The 16,462-nt window shown below is 74.1% G+C and carries 16 protein-coding genes; 10 read left to right on the forward strand and 6 right to left on the reverse strand.

The window, feature by feature from the left end:
* Nucleotides 1-4 precede the first annotated feature (4 nt).
* Nucleotides 5-1,510 (forward strand): DUF5005 domain-containing protein, encoded by a 1,506-nt coding sequence (locus tag N8J89_RS15565; protein ID WP_349497484.1) that lies wholly within the window; start codon nucleotides 5-7, stop codon nucleotides 1,508-1,510.
* Here the strand turns inward: N8J89_RS15565 and N8J89_RS15575 are convergent.
* On the reverse strand, nucleotides 1,507-2,415 hold the full coding sequence (locus tag N8J89_RS15575) for an aminoglycoside phosphotransferase family protein (protein ID WP_283665061.1): 909 nt from the start codon (nucleotides 2,413-2,415) through the stop codon (nucleotides 1,507-1,509). The two genes, N8J89_RS15565 and N8J89_RS15575, sit on opposite strands and share 4 nt — an antisense overlap.
* A 50-nt stretch (nucleotides 2,416-2,465) precedes the next feature.
* Here N8J89_RS15575 and N8J89_RS15580 point away from each other — a divergent pair, with 50 nt between their 5' ends.
* Nucleotides 2,466-3,641: an MFS transporter gene (locus tag N8J89_RS15580; RefSeq protein WP_283665062.1), complete on the forward strand. Its 1,176-nt coding sequence runs from the start codon at nucleotides 2,466-2,468 to the stop codon at nucleotides 3,639-3,641.
* Here N8J89_RS15580 and N8J89_RS15585 read toward each other — a convergent pair.
* The gene (locus N8J89_RS15585; protein ID WP_283665063.1) at nucleotides 3,638-4,357 is read right to left on the reverse strand and encodes an SDR family oxidoreductase; all 720 of its coding nucleotides are present in this window, start codon (nucleotides 4,355-4,357) and stop codon (nucleotides 3,638-3,640) included. The two genes, N8J89_RS15580 and N8J89_RS15585, sit on opposite strands and share 4 nt — an antisense overlap.
* A 103-nt stretch (nucleotides 4,358-4,460) precedes the next feature.
* Between N8J89_RS15585 and N8J89_RS15590 the strand changes: the two genes are divergently transcribed.
* Nucleotides 4,461-5,345, forward strand: coding sequence for a helix-turn-helix transcriptional regulator (locus N8J89_RS15590; protein WP_283665064.1), 885 nt, complete (start codon nucleotides 4,461-4,463; stop codon nucleotides 5,343-5,345).
* On the opposite strand, the gene N8J89_RS15595 is transcribed toward N8J89_RS15590, so the two are convergent.
* Nucleotides 5,263-5,874: a MerR family transcriptional regulator gene (locus N8J89_RS15595; protein WP_283665065.1), complete on the reverse strand. Its 612-nt coding sequence runs from the start codon at nucleotides 5,872-5,874 to the stop codon at nucleotides 5,263-5,265. The genes N8J89_RS15590 and N8J89_RS15595 overlap by 83 nt on opposite strands.
* 138 nt (nucleotides 5,875-6,012) lie before the next feature.
* Here N8J89_RS15595 and N8J89_RS15600 point away from each other — a divergent pair, with 138 nt between their 5' ends.
* Complete coding sequence (locus N8J89_RS15600) at nucleotides 6,013-6,933, forward strand: hypothetical protein (RefSeq protein WP_283665066.1); 921 nt, start codon at nucleotides 6,013-6,015, stop codon at nucleotides 6,931-6,933.
* 15 nt (nucleotides 6,934-6,948) lie between these two features.
* On the opposite strand, the gene N8J89_RS15605 is transcribed toward N8J89_RS15600, so the two are convergent.
* Both N8J89_RS15605 and N8J89_RS15610 read right to left on the reverse strand, forming a co-directional pair.
* Nucleotides 6,949-7,494 carry a helix-turn-helix transcriptional regulator gene (locus N8J89_RS15605; RefSeq protein ID WP_252480910.1) on the reverse strand — a complete coding sequence of 182 codons (546 nt, stop codon included), beginning with the start codon at nucleotides 7,492-7,494 and terminating at the stop codon, nucleotides 6,949-6,951.
* Between the two features lie 116 nt (nucleotides 7,495-7,610).
* A complete protein-coding gene (locus tag N8J89_RS15610; RefSeq protein ID WP_283665067.1) occupies nucleotides 7,611-8,405 on the reverse strand; it encodes a GntR family transcriptional regulator in 795 nt (264 codons plus the stop codon).
* A gap of 63 nt (nucleotides 8,406-8,468) precedes the next feature.
* Between N8J89_RS15610 and trpB the strand changes: the two genes are divergently transcribed.
* The 6 genes from trpB to N8J89_RS15640 are packed head-to-tail and all read left to right on the forward strand — an operon-like array spanning nucleotide 8,469 to nucleotide 15,276.
* On the forward strand, nucleotides 8,469-9,635 hold the full coding sequence (gene trpB / locus N8J89_RS15615) for a tryptophan synthase subunit beta (protein ID WP_283666173.1): 1,167 nt from the start codon (nucleotides 8,469-8,471) through the stop codon (nucleotides 9,633-9,635).
* Nucleotides 9,629-10,387: a tryptophan synthase subunit alpha gene (gene trpA, locus N8J89_RS15620; RefSeq protein ID WP_283665068.1), complete on the forward strand. Its 759-nt coding sequence runs from the start codon at nucleotides 9,629-9,631 to the stop codon at nucleotides 10,385-10,387. Before trpB ends, trpA begins: the two co-directional genes overlap by 7 nt.
* 26 nt (nucleotides 10,388-10,413) lie before the next feature.
* Nucleotides 10,414-11,118 (forward strand): response regulator transcription factor, encoded by a 705-nt coding sequence (locus tag N8J89_RS15625; protein WP_283665069.1) that lies wholly within the window; start codon nucleotides 10,414-10,416, stop codon nucleotides 11,116-11,118.
* On the forward strand, nucleotides 11,115-12,551 hold the full coding sequence (locus N8J89_RS15630) for a HAMP domain-containing sensor histidine kinase (protein ID WP_283665070.1): 1,437 nt from the start codon (nucleotides 11,115-11,117) through the stop codon (nucleotides 12,549-12,551). Before N8J89_RS15625 ends, N8J89_RS15630 begins: the two co-directional genes overlap by 4 nt.
* Before the next feature lie 56 nt (nucleotides 12,552-12,607).
* A complete protein-coding gene (locus N8J89_RS15635) occupies nucleotides 12,608-13,213 on the forward strand; it encodes a DUF998 domain-containing protein (RefSeq protein ID WP_283665071.1) in 606 nt (201 codons plus the stop codon).
* The gene (locus N8J89_RS15640; RefSeq protein WP_283665072.1) at nucleotides 13,210-15,276 is read left to right on the forward strand and encodes a glycosyltransferase; all 2,067 of its coding nucleotides are present in this window, start codon (nucleotides 13,210-13,212) and stop codon (nucleotides 15,274-15,276) included. The genes N8J89_RS15635 and N8J89_RS15640 overlap by 4 nt, the downstream gene beginning before the upstream one ends.
* Here N8J89_RS15640 and N8J89_RS15645 read toward each other — a convergent pair.
* Complete coding sequence (locus N8J89_RS15645) at nucleotides 15,222-16,448, reverse strand: FAD-dependent monooxygenase (RefSeq protein WP_283665073.1); 1,227 nt, start codon at nucleotides 16,446-16,448, stop codon at nucleotides 15,222-15,224. The genes N8J89_RS15640 and N8J89_RS15645 overlap by 55 nt on opposite strands.
* Nucleotides 16,449-16,462 lie beyond the last annotated feature (14 nt).

Consider the following 16,462-nt stretch of genomic DNA (forward strand, 5'->3'; position numbering starts at 1 on the left):
GCCCATGGGGATGAACCGCCGCCTCGGCGCGGCACTGCTGTCCGGAGTCGTGCTCGCCGTGTCCGGCATCGTCCCGGCAGCGGCGGCACCGGCGCCGACGCGGGCCGAGCCGGTCGCGCTGCTGGCCGGTCAGGGCGTCGGCGATGTGAACCAGACCCGGGACCGCTTCGCCGTGCACGCCACCGATCTGGGCATCATGTGGCGGGATGGCCGGGGCCGCACCGCGATCATGTTCGGCGACACCTACGGCGCGGGGTGGGGCGGCAACGGGGCCGGGCCGGAGACCGCGGACTGGCGGCTCAACGTGCTGGCCCATGCCACCGACAGCAACCTGGCCGACGGCCTGCGCATCGACTCGATGGTCACCGACCGGCCGGGGCACGCCGCCGAGCTGCTGCACCGCGACCCCTCGGTCGCCGAGGTCACCGTGATCCCGACCGCCGGGGTCAGCGTGGGCGCCCGCGATGTCGTGCACTACATGTCCATCCGCGGCTGGAACCCGTGGACCACCAACTACGCCGGGCTGGCCTACTCCGACGACGGCGGCCGCACCTGGGTCAAGGACCCGGCGCTGCGCTGGCCCAACTCCGGTGGCGCGGCCCGCTTCCAGCTGGGAGCGTTCGTCAAGGACGGTGGCTACGTCTACCTCTTCGGCACCCCGCAGGGCCGTTTTGGCGCGGCGCACCTGGCCAGGGTGCCGGAGCAGCGGATCCTGGAGCTGGGCGCGTACGAGTACTGGACCGCCTCGGGCTGGCAGCACGGGGCCGACGGCGCGGTGCCGGTCTTCGGCGGCCAGGTCGGCGAGTTGTCGGTGCAGTACAACACGGTGCTGCGGCGCTGGGTCGCGCTGACCCTGGACGAGAGCAGGGCGGCGATCGTGCTGCGCACCGCGCCCGCGCCGACCGGCCCGTGGACCGGCGGCCGGGTTGTGGTGCGCGGCAGCGACTTCCCCGCGCTCTACGGCGCTTTCCTGCACCCGGACAGCGCGCACCGCAACGAGATCTACTTCGCCATGTCGCAGTGGAACCCCTACCACGTCAAGCTGATGCGGCTGCGTCTCGATGAGTCGCTGCCGGAGCCGAACCTGTTGTCCGACGGCGGTTTCGAGGACCGTCCGGTGAACGCGGGCACCGGTCCGTGGGCGGTCACCGGCAAGGGCGGCGTGGACTACGGCAAGGGCCTGGCGCACACCGGGTCGAACAACGCGTGGGTGCGGGAGAGCAGCGGCTGGCACGCGGTGACCCAGCAGCTGGCGGTGCGGCCGGGGCAGCGGTACCGGCTCTCCGGCTGGGTGCGCACCTCGGCGACCAACACCGACGGCTACTTCGGGGTCCGGCGGGCCGCGGGGGTGCTGGCCGAGCACAAGTTCGGCCACCTCGGCGAGTACACGAAGCTGACCGTGGAGTTCACCGCGGACACCAGCGAGATCGAGGTCTTCGGCGGCGCGTGGGCGCTGGACGGCAAGGACACCTGGATGCAGCTGGACGACGTGCTGCTGGCACCGGCCTAACCGGCGACCAGCTCGTCCAGCCGTCGGCGGTTCGCCGCGGCGTCCGGGTGGCCGGGGGCCAGCTCGTCCGGGTCCGGCAGCACCGCGGACAGGCCCCAGACCCGGCCGCGGGCCCAGGTCGCCTCGTCCACGCCCAGCGCGGCCCGGAAGGTGACGCGGGCGTCGGTGTCCAGGAACGACCAGGCCGGGATCAGGTCCACCGCGGGGTCGCCGACGGCCAGCGTGCCGAAGTCGATCACCGCGGACAGCCTGCCGTCCTTGGCGAGCAGGTTGCGCGGGTCCGGGTCGCCGTGCACCCACACCGGCGGCCGGTCCCACGCCGGGGCGTCCAGCCCGGCCTGCCAGACCTCGGTGAGCGCGGCGGTGTCGGCGAGCCCGCGCAGGGCCTCGATCCTGGCGCGCAGGCGCTCGGCGGTGATGGGGGAGTCGCGCGGATCGGCCACCGCGCAGCCGCGGAAGCCGTTGCTCCACTCCGGCGGCGGCCCGTCGGTGACGTCGATGCGTTGCAGGGCAAGGAGGAAGCCGGCCAGGTCGCGGGCGGCCTGGTGCAGGTCCAGTGCGGTGTGCGACAGGGTCTGGCCGTCCAGCCAGCGGTAGACCGACCACGGGAACGGGTAGTCCGCGGTCGGCTCACCTTGGGCGAGGGGCTCCGGCACGGGCAGCGGCAGGTGCGGGGCGAGCACCGGCAGCCAGCGCTGCTCGCGGTGCACCTGGCCCACCCAGCGGGCGAAGCGGGGCAGCCGCACCAGCATGTCCGCGCCCAGCCGCAGGGTCGCGTTGTCCACCCCGGGCGCGGGCACCGGGGTGACCGGCAGGTCAGCCCAGCGCGGGAACTGCGCGGCGACGAGCCCGCGCACCAGTGCGGCGTCGATGACCACGGGTTCGCTGTGCACGACGGTGATCACACCGGGAAAACCCCTCGGGCGTCCACCGGATTTCCGGCAGCATGATCGGCATGTCCGGCTACCGCCAGGTGCTCGCGCTGCCGCACGTCGGGCGGCTGCTGGCCTCCGCGCTGCTGTCCAGGCTGGCGGGGGAGATGCTCTCGCTGGCGCTGGTCCTGCACATCTTGGCAGTGTCAAGTTCGCCGGTGCTGGCCGGTTCGGTGCTCTTCGCGGCCTGGGCGCCCGGCGTGCTGCTCAGCCCGCTGGCCGGGGCGGTGCTGGACCGCTTCGGCTCGGTGCGCGCCATCGGCGCCGACCAGCTGGCCAGCGCGCTGCTGATCGGCGCGATCGCCGCGGTGGCCACCGGCCCGGACGACGCGCTGCCGCTGGTGCTGCTGGCCCTGCTGTTCTCGCTGACCTCCCCGCTGGGCCTGGCCGGGATCCGCACCCTGATGCCCCGGCTGGTCCCGGACACCGCGCTGGAACGGGCGAACGCGCTGGACTCCGGCGCCTACAACCTGGTCGAGGTCACCGGCCCGGTGCTGGCCGGTGGCCTGTTCGCGGTGGCCGGCGGCCAGCTCACCCTGACCGTGATCGCCGGGCTGTACGCGGCGGCCTTCCTGCTGCTGCTCACCCTGCCCGCCGACGCGGGCCGCGCCGAACCCGCCGCCACCACCACCGGACTGCTCGCCTCGGCCTGGGCCGGGGTCCGCTACGTGCTGACCAACCCGTTGCTGCGCAACCTGATCCTCTGCTACGCGCCCTACCAGCTGGCCTGGGGCGTGCTCACCGTCGCGGTGCCGGTGCTCGCCCCGGACACCGCGGGCCTGCTCTGGGGCCTGGCCGGAGTCACCGGCATCCTGGGCGCCCTGCTCACCGGCCACCGCCTCACCGCGGGCCGGGAACGCCTGGCCATCGCCGCGGGCATCCTGGCCTCCGCGCTGGCCGCCGCCCCGCTGGTGGCCTACGGCGGCATCCCCGGCCTGGTCACCGGCCTGCTGCTGCTCGGCTTCGCCGCGGGCCCGGTCAACGTCGGCCTGCTCACCCTGCGCCAGCGCCGCAGCGACCCGGCCTGGCTGGGCCGGGTGCTGGCGGTCTCGATCAGCCTCAACCTCATCGGCCACCCGGTCGGCTCGGCCATCGGCGGCTTCCTCACCGCGGTCTCCCCGGCGCTGGCCTGCACGGTAGCCGGGCTCGCCGCGGCACTGGGCGCGCTGCTGGCCTGGCTGCTGCTGCCCCGCGACTAGGGCTGCTGGCCGGTGGCGGCGAGCACGATCTCGCGGATGGTGACACCCTGGGGTTGTTGGTAGGCAAAGAGAATCGCCTCGGCCACCGACTCCGCTGCGAGCATGCCACTGGCCTTGGTGAACTCCCGGTAGCCCGCCTTGATCGACTCGCTGCTGGTGTGCGAGAGCAGCTCGGTGTCCACCGCGCCCGGCGCGATGGTGACCACCCGGACTCCGGTCGGGGCGAGCTCCTCGCGCAGGTTCTCCGACATCGCGTGCACCGCGAACTTGGTGCCCACGTAGGCGGTGTGGTCGGGGAAGGTCTTGCGGCCGGCCACCGAGCCGAGGTTGACGATGGTGCCGCGGCCGCGCTCGACCATGCCGGGCAGCACCGCGCGGATCGCGCCGAGCAGGCCCTTGACGTTGACCTCGAACATCCGGTCCCACTCGGCCGCGGGCTGGTCGGCCAGTGTGCCGAGCAGCATCACCCCGGCGTTGTTGACGATCGCGTCCACCGGGCCGTGCACCGCCTCCGCCTCCCGGACGGCCTCGGCGACCGCGGCCGGGTCGGTGACGTCGGCCCGGCGGCACAGCGTGTCTGGCAGGCCCAGCGCGGTGAGGCGGTCGAGGCGGCGGGCGAGCAGCAGCAGCGGGTGGCCGTGCGCGGAGAGCAGGCGGGCGGTGGCCGCGCCGATGCCGGAGCTGGCGCCGGTGATCACGATGAGTGGCTTGGACATGGCCCCAGCACAGCAGCCCGCGCCCGGCGCGCGCGTGGGCGAGCTCGTCCCTGGGTCTGGCAGACCCAGGGACGACCTGCGGTGATCCACCTAGACTGCCGGTATGTCCGCCGAGCTCCGTGAGTTCCTGCGCACCCGCCGGGCCCGGCTCAGCCCGGCCGAGGCCGGACTGCCGCCGCACCTGGGCCCGCGCCGGGTGCCGGGGCTGCGCCGGGAGGAGGTCGCCTGGCTGGCCGGGATGAGCGTGGACTACTACGTCCGCCTGGAACAGGGCCGCAACCCCGGCGTCTCCACCGAGGTGCTGGACGCGGTGGCCCGCGCGCTGCGGCTGGACCGCACCGAACGCGCCCAGCTCTTCGACCTGGTCCGCTGCCGGGGCGGCCGTCCGCAACCGGCGCAGCGGGTCAACCCCGCCCTGGACCGGGTGCTCACCGCGCTGACCGGACCGGCGATGATCCTCGGCCACCGGCTGGACGTGCTGGCCATCAACCCGCTGGGCACGCTGCTCTACACCGACTTCGCCGACCGCCCGGCCGGTGAGCGCAACCTGGTCCGGCACCTGTTCACCGATCCGGCCGCCCGCGAGCGGACCGGCGACTGGCCCAGCGCCGCCCGTGCCACGGTGGGCGCGCTGCGCCGCTACGGCGGCTGCTGGCCGGGTGATGAGCTGCTCGCCGAGCTGGTGGCGGAGATGTCATCGCGGGATGCGGACTTCCGGCGCTGGTGGGCCGCGCACGACGTGCTCGCCTACACCCACGGCGACAAGGTCTACCGGCTGCCCGGGCTCGGCGAGCTCACCCTGCACTTCGCCGCGCTGACCCTGCCCGACGACCCGGACCAGACCCTCTACGCCTACACCGCCGAACCCGGCTCGCCCACCGAGGCCGCGCTGCGCCGGGCCGCGCTCACGACTCCCGGAACCGCGCCGAGTGGCTCTCCTGCGCCATCCGCCGCAGCAGCGACACCAGCACATCGCCCAGCAGGGTGATCACCACCGCGGACTCCAGCACCTCGTCCTGGCTGCCCCGGTGGTCCAGGAAACCCACGTCCAGCGCGGCCAGCCGGCCGGCCAGCTCGGCGTAGTCGGTCAGGCTGCTCAGCAGCTCGGTGTGGCCCAGCTCGGTCAGCGTGCCCAGCAGTCCGGCCAGCGCGACCCTGGACGGGTTGTTCTCGCTGACCTGCCAGCCCAGTCGCTCGAGCAGTTCCGCCACCGGCCCGGTCGCCGGTTCGGCCTCGCCGGACCGTTCGGTGACCGCGTAGTGCACCTGGCCCAGCGCCTTGAACAGGTCGTTCTCCGGGTCGTCCACCGCGGTCAGCACCTGCTTGGCGGTGGCGATCGGCAGCCGGCCCAGGTCCACCAGCGCGCGCACCAGCCGCAGCCGCCGCAGGTGCTCCTCGGCGTAGTGCACCTGGTTGTACCCGGCCCGCTCGCCGTAGGGCAGCAGCCCTTCGCGTTGGTAGTACTTGATCGTCGGCACCGGGATCCCGGTGTGCCTGCTGAGGTCGCCGATGCGCACGCAGCCTCCTGGTTGATACTCTGGCTATCGATAGCTAGTGTATCGATAGCGCGCGGTCAGAGAGACAGTAGTTCTCGCCTGGAGGTCTGAATGTTCCGCACCGCCCTGCCCTTAGCCCGCCAATGGCATCGACCGTTGATGCTGGCCACCGCCCTGATGGCGGTCAGCACGCTGGTCTCGCTGGCCGGTCTGGTCCTCGACGACCGGCTGCTGGGCGGCCAGCCGATCTGGGGCAAACCGCTCAAGTTCTCGGTGTCCCTGCTGCTCTACCTGCCCACCTGGGCCTGGATGCTCTCGCTGCAACGCGTCCCCCGTCGCTGGACTTGGTGGACCGCCACCGCCATCGCGGTGCTGACCACCCTGGAAGTAGTGCTCATCGTCCTCCAGGTCATCCGCGGCCAGGCCAGCCACTTCAACCAGGCCACCCCGTTCGACGACGGGCTGTTCCGGCTGATGGGGGCCATGATCACCGTGGTCTGGGTGCTGAACATGGCCCAGGGTGTGGTGCTGCTGCGCGACCGGCTGCCGGACCGGCCGATGGCCTGGGCGATCCGCGGTGGCATCGTGCTCGGCTCGATCGGCATCGGCCTGGCCTTCCTGATGACCGGCCCGACCCCCGACCAGTTGCACGCGTTGCAGCAGAACCTGCCGGTGGAGGTGCGCGGCGCGCACAGCGTGGGCGTGCCCGACGGCGGCCCGGGCATGCCGCTGACCGGGTGGAGCCTGACCGGCGGCGACCTGCGCATCCCGCACTTCATCGGCATCCACGCCATGCAGGCCCTGCCGCTGCTCGCCCTGCTGCTGACCAGTGCCGCCGCGCGCAGGCCGCGGCTGGCCGATCCCGGCGTGCGCACCCGGCTGGTGCTGCTGGGCACCGGGACCTACGCGGGGATCACCGGGCTGGTGACCTGGCAGGCGCTGCGCGGTCAGTCCATTGTCGCGCCGGATGCCTGGACCCTGCTGGCCCTGGGCGCGCTGGTGCTGGCGACCGGGCTGCTGGCCGGCCGCATCCTGCGCCGGACGCCGGAGCCGGTGGCCGAACCGGTCCCGCTCGGCTGAGGCGCGGCGGCTGCGTCAGGTGATGATCCCGGCGCGCAGGGCCAGGGTGACCAGCAGCGCGCGGTCACCCGAGCCCAGCCGTCTGCCGATGCGCCACAGGTGGGTGTCCACGGTGCGCGCGGACAGGCCAAGCTCGGCCGCGATCTCCTTGTTGGAGTGGCCGTCGGCGACCAGGCGCAGCACGTCGATCTCCCGGTTGGACAGCTCCCACACCGGGTCCGGCACCGGCGGCGTGCGGCCGGGGCGCAGCAGGTAGCCCTGCGCGCCGGCCTGGTACGCCGCGGCCACCGCCCACGGTTCCTCGACGGAGACCACCACCAGCACCTGTGGCCAGCCGCGGGACTTCAGCTCGCGCACCAGCCGGACGCCCTCGGCGCCCGGCCCGGCGAGCTCGACCACGGCCAGCGCGCACGGCCCGGCCAGCGCGGCGAACTCCAGCGCGGCGGCCTCGGAGGCGGCCTGGTGCACCGAGGCGACCCGCAGGTCGGTCAGGCGCGGCGCCATGGTGCGGCGCAAGGACGGTTCGCCGACCAGCAACACGGTCGACCCCGCCAGTTCCATGAGACGAGTGGTATCGCTGACCCCCAGCGTGTTCACCCGGTCATCGATACCGCAGGAGCCGACGCTGTGTGTGGGGAACGGCACAGAGCCACTCCAACGAGTGGTGCTCAGCTGGGTTACCCAGGTGAGTTCTGGGTGCGGTAGGTGAGACTGACATCGGTGGCGGCGCGGTCGGCCACCACCACCGTGCCGTCGCCGACCAGGATCGCGCGGTCGTCGACCAGGGGTTCGCCCGCCGCGTCCCGGCTGAGGCGGCGGCTCAGCAGCGCCGGGCTACCGACCGGTCGTTCGAGCAGCCCGGCCTCGCGCGCGGTCAGCGCGACCGCCTGCAACCGCTCCTGCGCGCTGACCACGGGACGGCCCGCCCGGCCGAGCAGCCGGTAGAGGGAGTGCTCGCGCAGCTCGTCCACCGCCAGTCGCCCGACCCACCGTTCGGCCAGGTACGAGGTCTGCAACAGCAGCGGCACCACCGGCGCGTCCGGCTCCGGGCTGGCGCTGCGCAGCCGCTCGACGGCCAGCACCCGCTCGCCGGGGGCCAGGCCCAGGCGCGCGGCCACCTCCTCCGGCGCGGTCACCAGCTCGGTGGCCAGCACCGTCGTGCGCAGCTCCAGGCCCTGGGCGGTCAGCTCCTCGGACAGGCTGCGCAGCCCGGCCAGGTGGTAGGCGAAGCCCGGCTGGCGGACGAAGGTGCCGGTGCCGGGCCTGGCCTCCACCAGGCCGTCGTCCTGGAGCGCGCGCAGGGCCTGCCGGACGGTCATCAGGGTGACCGCGAAGCGGTCGGCGAGCTGGCGCTGCGGGGGCAGCGCGGCTCCCGGCTGGTGCGTGCCGTCGGCGATCTCCGCGGCCAGCGCACGGTAGATGGCCAGGTACTTCGGCACCCGGTGGTCATAGCCGGTGGTCCGCTCGGTCACCGGGGGAGTGTAATCCACGCACTAGAGTGCTAGAGTTCTATAACTGTGACGACTGACAAGCTGATGGGGCAGCCCGACGCCACCGGTCGCTTCGGCGACTTCGGTGGGCGGTTCCTGCCGGAAGCGCTGGTCCCGGCCTGCCGGGAGGTGGAGGCGGCGTTCCTGGACGCCTGGCACGACCCGGCCTTCGTCGCCGAGTACCACCGCCTGCTGGCCACCTACGTCGGCAGGCCGACCCCGCTGACCGAGTGCGTGCGGCTGGGTGAGCGGCTGGGCATCCGGCTGCTGCTCAAGCGCGAGGACCTGGCGCACACCGGCTCACACAAGATCAACAACGTACTGGGTCAGGCGCTGCTGGCCAAGCGGATGGGCCGCACCAAGCTGATCGCGGAGACCGGCGCCGGCTCGCACGGGGTGGCCACCGCCACCGCGGCCGCGCTGCTCGGCTTGGACTGCACCGTCCACATGGGACACACCGACATGCGGCGGCAGGAGCTCAACGTCTTCCGGATGGAGCTGCTGGGCGCCGAGGTGGTCCCGGCCGGGGTGCCCGGCACCGCGGGCACGCTGAAGGAGGCCACCAACGCCGCGCTGCGCGCCTGGGTCAGTGAGACGGAGACCGCGCACTACTGCATCGGCTCGGTGCTCGGCCCCCACCCATACCCCTACCTGGTGCGCGAGTTCCAGCGGGTGATCGGCGAGGAGGCCCGCGCCCAGGCCGCCGAGCTGCTGCCCAGTGGCCTGCCGGATGTGGTGGTGGCCTGCGTGGGCGGCGGTTCCAACGCCGCGGGCACCTTCGCCGGGTTCGTCGACACCACCGCCGAGCTGGTCGGCGTGGAGGCCGCGGGCGGGGCCGGGATCAGCGGCGGCACGCCCGGCATCCTGCACGGCTTCCGCTCGCACTTCCTCCAGGACGGCGTGCAGATCTCCGAGGCGCACTCCATCTCCGCGGGCCTGGACTACCCGGGCGTCGGCCCCGAGCACATGCACCTGGCCGCCGAGGGTCGAGCCCGCTATCCCACGGTCACCGACGCCGAGGCGCTGGCCGCGGTCCGCGCGCTGGCCGCCACCGAGGGCATCCTGCCCGCGCTGGAGTCCGCGCACGCGCTGGCCTGGGTCCAGCGCGCGGCCGGCACCGCCGAACTGCCAACGGGTTCCACCGTGCTGCTGACCCTCTCCGGCCGCGGCGACAAGGACGTCCACCAGATCAGGGAGAACCTCTCGTGCTGACCCTCCATAGTGGACGCAAGCTGCTGATCCCCTACCTCATGGGCGGCATGACCCCGGACTGGCTGGACCACCTGCGCGCGCTGGCCGCGGCGGGCGCGGACGCCATCGAGATCGGCCTGCCGTTCTCCGACCCGATGGTCGACGGCCCGGTGGTGCAGGAGGCCGCCGCCGCGGCGCTGGCCCGCGGCGCCACCCCGGAGACCGTGCTCGCTGAACTGTCCACAGTGGACATCGGCGTGCCGCTGGTGGCGATGACCTACGCCAACGTCGCCCTCGGCCTGCCCGAGTTCCCCGCCCGGCTGGCCGCGGCGGGTATCAGCGGCGTCATCGTCTCCGACCTGCCGCTGGAGGAGAGCGGAGCGCTCCGCGCCGCCGCCGGGCGGGCCGGGGTCAGCGTGGTGCCGATCGCCGCCCCGGCCTGCCCGGAGGACCGCCTGGCCGAGATCTGCGCCGCCGCCAGTGGCTTCGTCTACGCGATGACCGCCATGCGCACCACCGGCGTCCGCGCCGAGCTGGCCGGGGCCGCCACCGGGACCGTGGCCCGGATCCGCCGCCACGCCACCCTCCCGGTGGTGGCCGGGTTCGGCATCGGCACCCCGGAGCTCGCGGCCACGGTCTGCGCCGAGGCCGACGGCGTGGCGGTCGGCTCCGCACTGGTCCGCCTGCTGCTCGACGGCGGCACCGGCGCGGAGCTGGCCGACCGGCTGGGCGGGTTCCGGACGGCCCTGGACCAGCTCAGCCGGGCCGGCTGACCGGGCCGCGCCGCTACGCTCGGGGCGTGCACCTGCTGATCGTGGACGACGAGGAGGCCGTGCGGGACTCGCTGTCCCGGACACTGCGCTTCGAGGGCTACACCGTCTCGCTGGCCGCCGACGGGGCCGAGGCGCTGGCGCGGATCCGCGCGGAGAAGTTCGACGGCGTGGTCCTGGACGTGATGATGCCGGTGCGCAACGGACTGGACACCTGCCGGGAGCTGCGCGCCGAGGGCAACTTCGTGCCGGTGCTGATGCTCACCGCGCGGGACGAGGTCGCCGACCGGGTGGCCGGGCTGGACGCGGGCGCCGACGACTACCTGGTCAAGCCGTTCGCCTTGCAGGAGCTGCTGGCCAGGGTGCGGGCCATGCTGCGGCGGGCTGGGCAGGGCGCGGGGCCGGAGGCGCCGCCGTCGAACGTGGGGGAGACCCTGGTCTTCGCGGACCTGCGGCTGGACCCCGGGACCAGGGAGGTCAGCCGGAACGGGCGGCAGCTGCGGCTGACCCGCACCGAGTTCGCCATCCTGGAGACCTTCCTGCGGCACCCCCGGCTGGTGCTCACCCGGACCCTGGTCTTCGAGCAGGTCTGGGGCTTCGACTTCGGCGCGGCCTCCAACGGGCTGGACGTCTACGTCGGCTACCTGCGCCGCAAGCTGGAGGCCGGGGGCGAGCCGCGGCTGCTGCACACCGTGCGCGGGGTCGGCTACGTGCTGCGCGAGGAACCGCTGTGAAACGGCTGCCGGCCCGCCTGGCCGCCTGGCGGTGGCAGGAGCTCTCGCTGCGCGGGCGGCTGATCGTGCTGGTCGCCGGGGCGGTGGCGGTGGCGGTGGCCGCGGTGTCCCTGGGCTCCTGGCTGCTGGTGAAGGCCAAGCTGGACCTCAACTTCGACCAGCAGCTGCGCTCCTACGCCCAGCTCGCCGCCAGCGCCGCCTCCCCGGCGGAGGCCCTGGAGCGGCTCTACGACGCCGACCGGCCGGACCGGGACGGCGACCGGCGGTTCCGGCCCGAGCGCGGGGACATGTTCGTGCAGTTCCTGGACCCCGACGGCTCCGCGCGGATCGAGGGCCGGGACCGGACGGTGCCGCTGAGCCCGGCCGCGGTCAAGGTCGCCACCGGGGCCGCCCCGGACTTCAGCGAGGACCGGGAGCTCGACGACGACCGCTTCCGGCTGCTCACCGTGGCCCGGCCCGGCGGCGGCGCGGTACAGGTCGGCAAGGACATCCACGGGCTCCAGGAAACCTTGGGGGACCTGGGTTTCTGGCACATCCTGGTGTGCCTGGCCGGGGTCGCGGTGGCCGCCGGGGTCGGGCTGGTGGTGGCGCGCACCGCGCTGCGGCCGGTGGAGACGCTCACCGCGGGCGCCGAGCGGGTGGCCCGCACCCAGGACCTGGACCAGGGCATCTCGGTGCAGGGATCGGGGGAGATCGCCCGGCTGGCCGAGGCGTTCAACGCGATGCTGGTCGCGCTGGCCGTCTCCAGGGACGCCCAGCGCCGCCTGGTCGAGGACGCCGGGCACGAGCTGCGCACCCCGCTGACCAGTCTGCGCAACAACATCGAGCTGCTGGTGCACGCCGGGCGGCAGACCGACCCGGCCAGGGTGCTGCCCGCCGAGGACCGGGACCGGCTGCTCGCCGACCTGGAGACCCAGGCCGGGGAGTTGACCACGCTGGTCGGCGAGCTGGTCGAGCTGGCCAAGACCGACCGCTCCGCCGAGGAGCCGCACCGGCTGGACCTGGCCGAGGTGGTCGAGGCCGCGGTGGACCGGGTCCGGCCCAGGGCGGCCAACCTGCGCTTCCAGGCCGACCTGCGGCACGCCAACGTGCTGGGCAGGCCGAGGGCGCTGCAACGCGCGGTGCTGAACCTGCTGGACAACGCGGCCAAGTGGAGCCCGCCGGGCGGGCTGGTCACGGTGACCATGACCGGGCTCGGCGACCGGGTGCGGATCGCGGTGCAGGACGAGGGGCCGGGCATCCCGGAGGCCGACCTGCCACACGTCTTCCAGCGGTTCTACCGGGCCGAGGAGGCCCGCGCCCGGCCCGGCTCCGGCCTCGGCCTGGCCATCGTGGACCAGATCGCCACCCTGCACGGCGGCCAGGTCGCGGCCGGGCGTGGCGAGCGGGGCGGCGCGGTGGTGTCCATCACCCTGCCGGTCGCCGACTCTTAACGAACCCGGGGCGATCTCTCATCGTCCTTTCATGATCGTCGCGAACGCTCGCGGACGTGACCACGACCAGCAGGGCGACCACCCGACCGGCGCCGCCCCCGGTGGCCTTCGTGCTGCTCGGCGTGGCCGGACTGCTGATCGGCTACCTGGGCTTCGCCTACACCGTCCAGGTCGACCCGCTGTGGGACCCGGTCAGCGACTACCTCTTCCACGCCGCGCCGCTGTTCCTGGCCGCGGTGCTGTGCATCCTCATCGGCGGCGGCTTCATCGTGAGCCGGCTGCCGCAGGACCGGCCAGCGTCTGTCCTCTTTGGACTGTGGGCGGGCGGACTGCTGTCGGTGGCGGCCTTTCCCGGCAACGTGAGCAGCACGGTGTCCACTGTGTCCGGTGAGCTGCACCGCTTCGGCGGCGCGGTGTTCATGAGCTGCCTGCCGGTGGCCGCGCTGCGGATCGCGCACGTGCTCAGCGCCGCCGGACGGCGCGTCCTCGCGTTGAGCCGGGTGCGCTGGGCGGCGGTGGCCAGCCTGCTCACCGCGGCCAGTTTTGGCCTGGCGCAACTGTTCCCGGTGCTGCCGCAGGGCCTGTTGCAGCGGGTCGCGCTGGTGGCGCACGTGCTGCTGCTGCTCGCGCTGGCCCCGCTGATGCGGAGCACGCCCCGGTGAACACCATCCCGCTGGCCATCCTGCTGGCCCTGCTGGCGGCCTGTCTGTTCGCCGCCGCGGTCGCCCGCCAGCACGCCGCGGTGCGCGCGCACGACCACGGCGGCGCGCTCACCCTGCGCGGCCTGGGCGACACGGTCCGCTCCCGTGGCTGGCTCACCGGCACCGGCTTCGCCGTGCTCGGCAGCGGCCTGCACGTGCTCGCGCTGTCCCTGGCGCCCATGGTGATCGTGCAGCCACTCGGCGTGCTCAGCCTGGTGCTGACCGTGCTGTTCACCGCTCGCGCCCGGCGCGCACCGATCGCGCGGCCGGTGCGGCTGGCCGTGCTCGCGGTGTGCGCCGGGGTGTTCGGCTTCGTCGCGCTCGCGGTCTCGCCCGCGGTGGCCACCTCGGTGGCGGTGCCGGGCGCGGTGCACCTGGCCGCGCTGGCCGCGGTGGCCGTGGCCGCGCTGGGCCTGCGGGCCGGTGGCCAGGCCAGGTGCGCGGTGCTGGCCGCCTCCGCCGCAGTCCTGTTCGGACTCGGCTCGGTGCTGACCAAGTCCGCCACCGGCCAGCTGTTCACCGCGCAGCCGCAGCTCGGCGGGCTGCTCATCGCCGCGGAAGCCGGGCTGCTGCTGGCCTTCGGCGGCTGGGTGATGCACCAGGCCTACGCCGCGGGGCCGACCGCGGTGGTGGTCGGCGCGGTCACCGTGCTGGACCCGCTCACCGCGGTCAGCACCGGCCTGCTGTTCTACGGCGAGGCCGCCTACCTCACCCCCGCCACCGCCGCCGGGCAGGCCGCGCTCGCGCTGCTGGCCGTGGGCGGCGTGGTGGTGCTGGCGAAATCCGTGCCGGACCAACGAGAACTCACCGAGGAGCCAGCGATGCCGCGACGCCGTGGGCACACCGGATCCGGACTGCGGATCGTGCTGGGCGCGGACACCTTCCCACCCGATGTCAACGGCGCGGCCAACTTCGCCGGTCGCCTCGCACACGGCCTGGCCGCCCGCGGCCATGAGGTGCACGTGATCTGCCCAGCGCCCGACGGCAAGGCGGCCACCGTGCGCGCGGGCGGGATCACCCTGCACCACCTGCCCGCCCGGCGCACCCCGTTCCACCCGGACTTCCGGATCAGCCTGCCCTGGCAGGCGAACCGCGCCGTGCCGGACCTGCTGGCCGGGCTGGACCCGGACCTGGTGCACGTGCAGTCGCACTTCCCGGTCGGCCGCGCCGTGCTGCGCGCGGCCACCGCCCGGAACATCCCGGCCGTGGCCACCAACCACTTCATGCCGGAGAACCTGTTCGGCTACCTCAAGATCCCCGCCGCCCTGCGCCGCGGCCTGGCCAGGCTCGCCTGGCGGGACCTGGTCCGGGTCTACCGGGAGGCCGCCGTGGTCACCGCGCCCACCCCGCGCGCGGTGGAACTGTTGCACGCCAACCACCTACCCGGCCAGGCCCGCGCGATCTCCTGCGGCATCGACATCGACCACTACGCCGCACCCCGGCCGGTGAAGTCTGCTTCGGACGGTTGCGCGGTGCTGTTCGTGGGCCGCCTGGACGCGGAGAAGAACGTGCCCGAGCTGCTGCACGCCCTGGCCCGCGTGCCCGGCCTGCGCGCCGAGCTGGTCGGCGACGGCTCCTGCCGCGCCCGCCTGGAAAAACTGGCCGCCGAGCTGGGCGTGACCGGCCGGGTGCGCTTCCACGGCGTGGTCTCCGACGCCGACCTGGTGCGGGCCTACCGGCGCGCCGACGTCTTCTGCATGCCCGGCACCGCCGAGCTGCAGAGCCTGGCCACCATGGAGGCCATGTCCGCCGGACTCCCGGTGGTGGCCGCCGACGCGATGGCCCTGCCGCACCTGGTGCGCCCCGGCGACAACGGCTTCCTCTACCCGCCAGGCGATCCGGACGCCCTCGCCGTGCACCTGCGGACGCTGGCCGCCGATCCGCAGCTGCGGGCGCGCCTGGGCGCGGCCAGCACGCGGCTGATCGCCCGGCACGCGCTGACCGCGACCCTGACGGCCTTCGAGGGGGTCTACGCCGAGCTGGTCACCGTGCCCGCGCCGGTGCTCTCCGGCATTCCCGCGTAATCGGGCAGCTCGACGCCGTTGATCGCGCGCCCGACCAGCTCGGCGAACCATTCGCTGGCGAAGTCGGGGAGCGGCTCGGCCTCCGGCCCGGGGAGGTCGCGGCTGCGGGCGTTCAACCGGCCGATCTCCTGGTTGGCCTCGACGAACGGCCGCATCCGCGCCTCGTAGCGGGCGAACCCGGCCCCGGGGTCCCAGCCGGCCGCGGCCAGTTCCCCGGCCAGCAGGTAGGCGCCGACCAGGGCCAGCCCGGTGCCCTGCCCGGACAGCGGCGAGGAGCAGAACGCCGCGTCGCCGAGCAGCCCCGCCCGGCCACTCGACCAGCGGTCCAGCACCACCTGGGCGACCTGGTCGAGGTAGAAGTCCGGGGTGTCGTCCAGGTGCGCGAGGATGTCCGGGGTCAACCAGCCCAGGCCCGCCATCCGCGCACGCAGCAGGGCTTTCTGGGCCGCGATGTCACGGTGGTCGACGTTGAGGTCGGGCGCGGCGAAGTAGCACATGGCCATCGCCCTGGTGGCGTCCTGGATGGGCCGCAGCAGGACGGAGCGCCCGGACTCCTGGTCCTGGTGCTCCAGCAGCCAGCGGTCCAGCCCGAACTCGTTGGGCACACTGAAGAAGGCCAGCACGTGTCCGAGGTGGCGGAGGAACCGCTCGTGCGGCCCGAAGACCAGCTCCCGCAGCCCCGAGTGCGGCCCGTCGGCCCCGACCACCAGGTCGAAGCGCCGCCGGTCGCCGCCGGCGAAGACCACGTCGACCCCGTGCGCGTCCTGCTCGAGCCCGGCGATCCGGTCGCCGAAGACGTACTCCACGCCGTCGCGGGTGTCCTCGAAGAGCACCCGGGACAGGTCCCCGCGCAGGATCTCGATGTCCGCGATGAACCCGTCGCCACCGTTGTCCTCGGCCCGGAAGGTCTCCAGCACCTGCCCGTCCGCGTCCACGGTGTGCGCGCCCGCGGTGTCGGTGCAGGCCGCGCGCACCGCGGCGGCCAGCCCCATGCGCGCGATGACCTCCTTGGCGACCCCGCGCGCGTCCACCGCCTGCCCGCCGGGGCGCAGCCCGGGAGCCCGCTCCACCACGGTCACCTCGGCCCCTCGCCTGCGCAGCCAGTGGGCCAGCGCGGGTCCGGCGATGCTCGCCCCCGCCACCAGCACCCGGGGACCGCTCACGACGCTCATCACTGCCTCCTTGT

The organism is Crossiella sp. CA-258035, from assembly GCF_030064675.1.
In the GTDB taxonomy this organism is placed as follows: Bacteria; Actinomycetota; Actinomycetes; order Mycobacteriales; family Pseudonocardiaceae; genus Crossiella.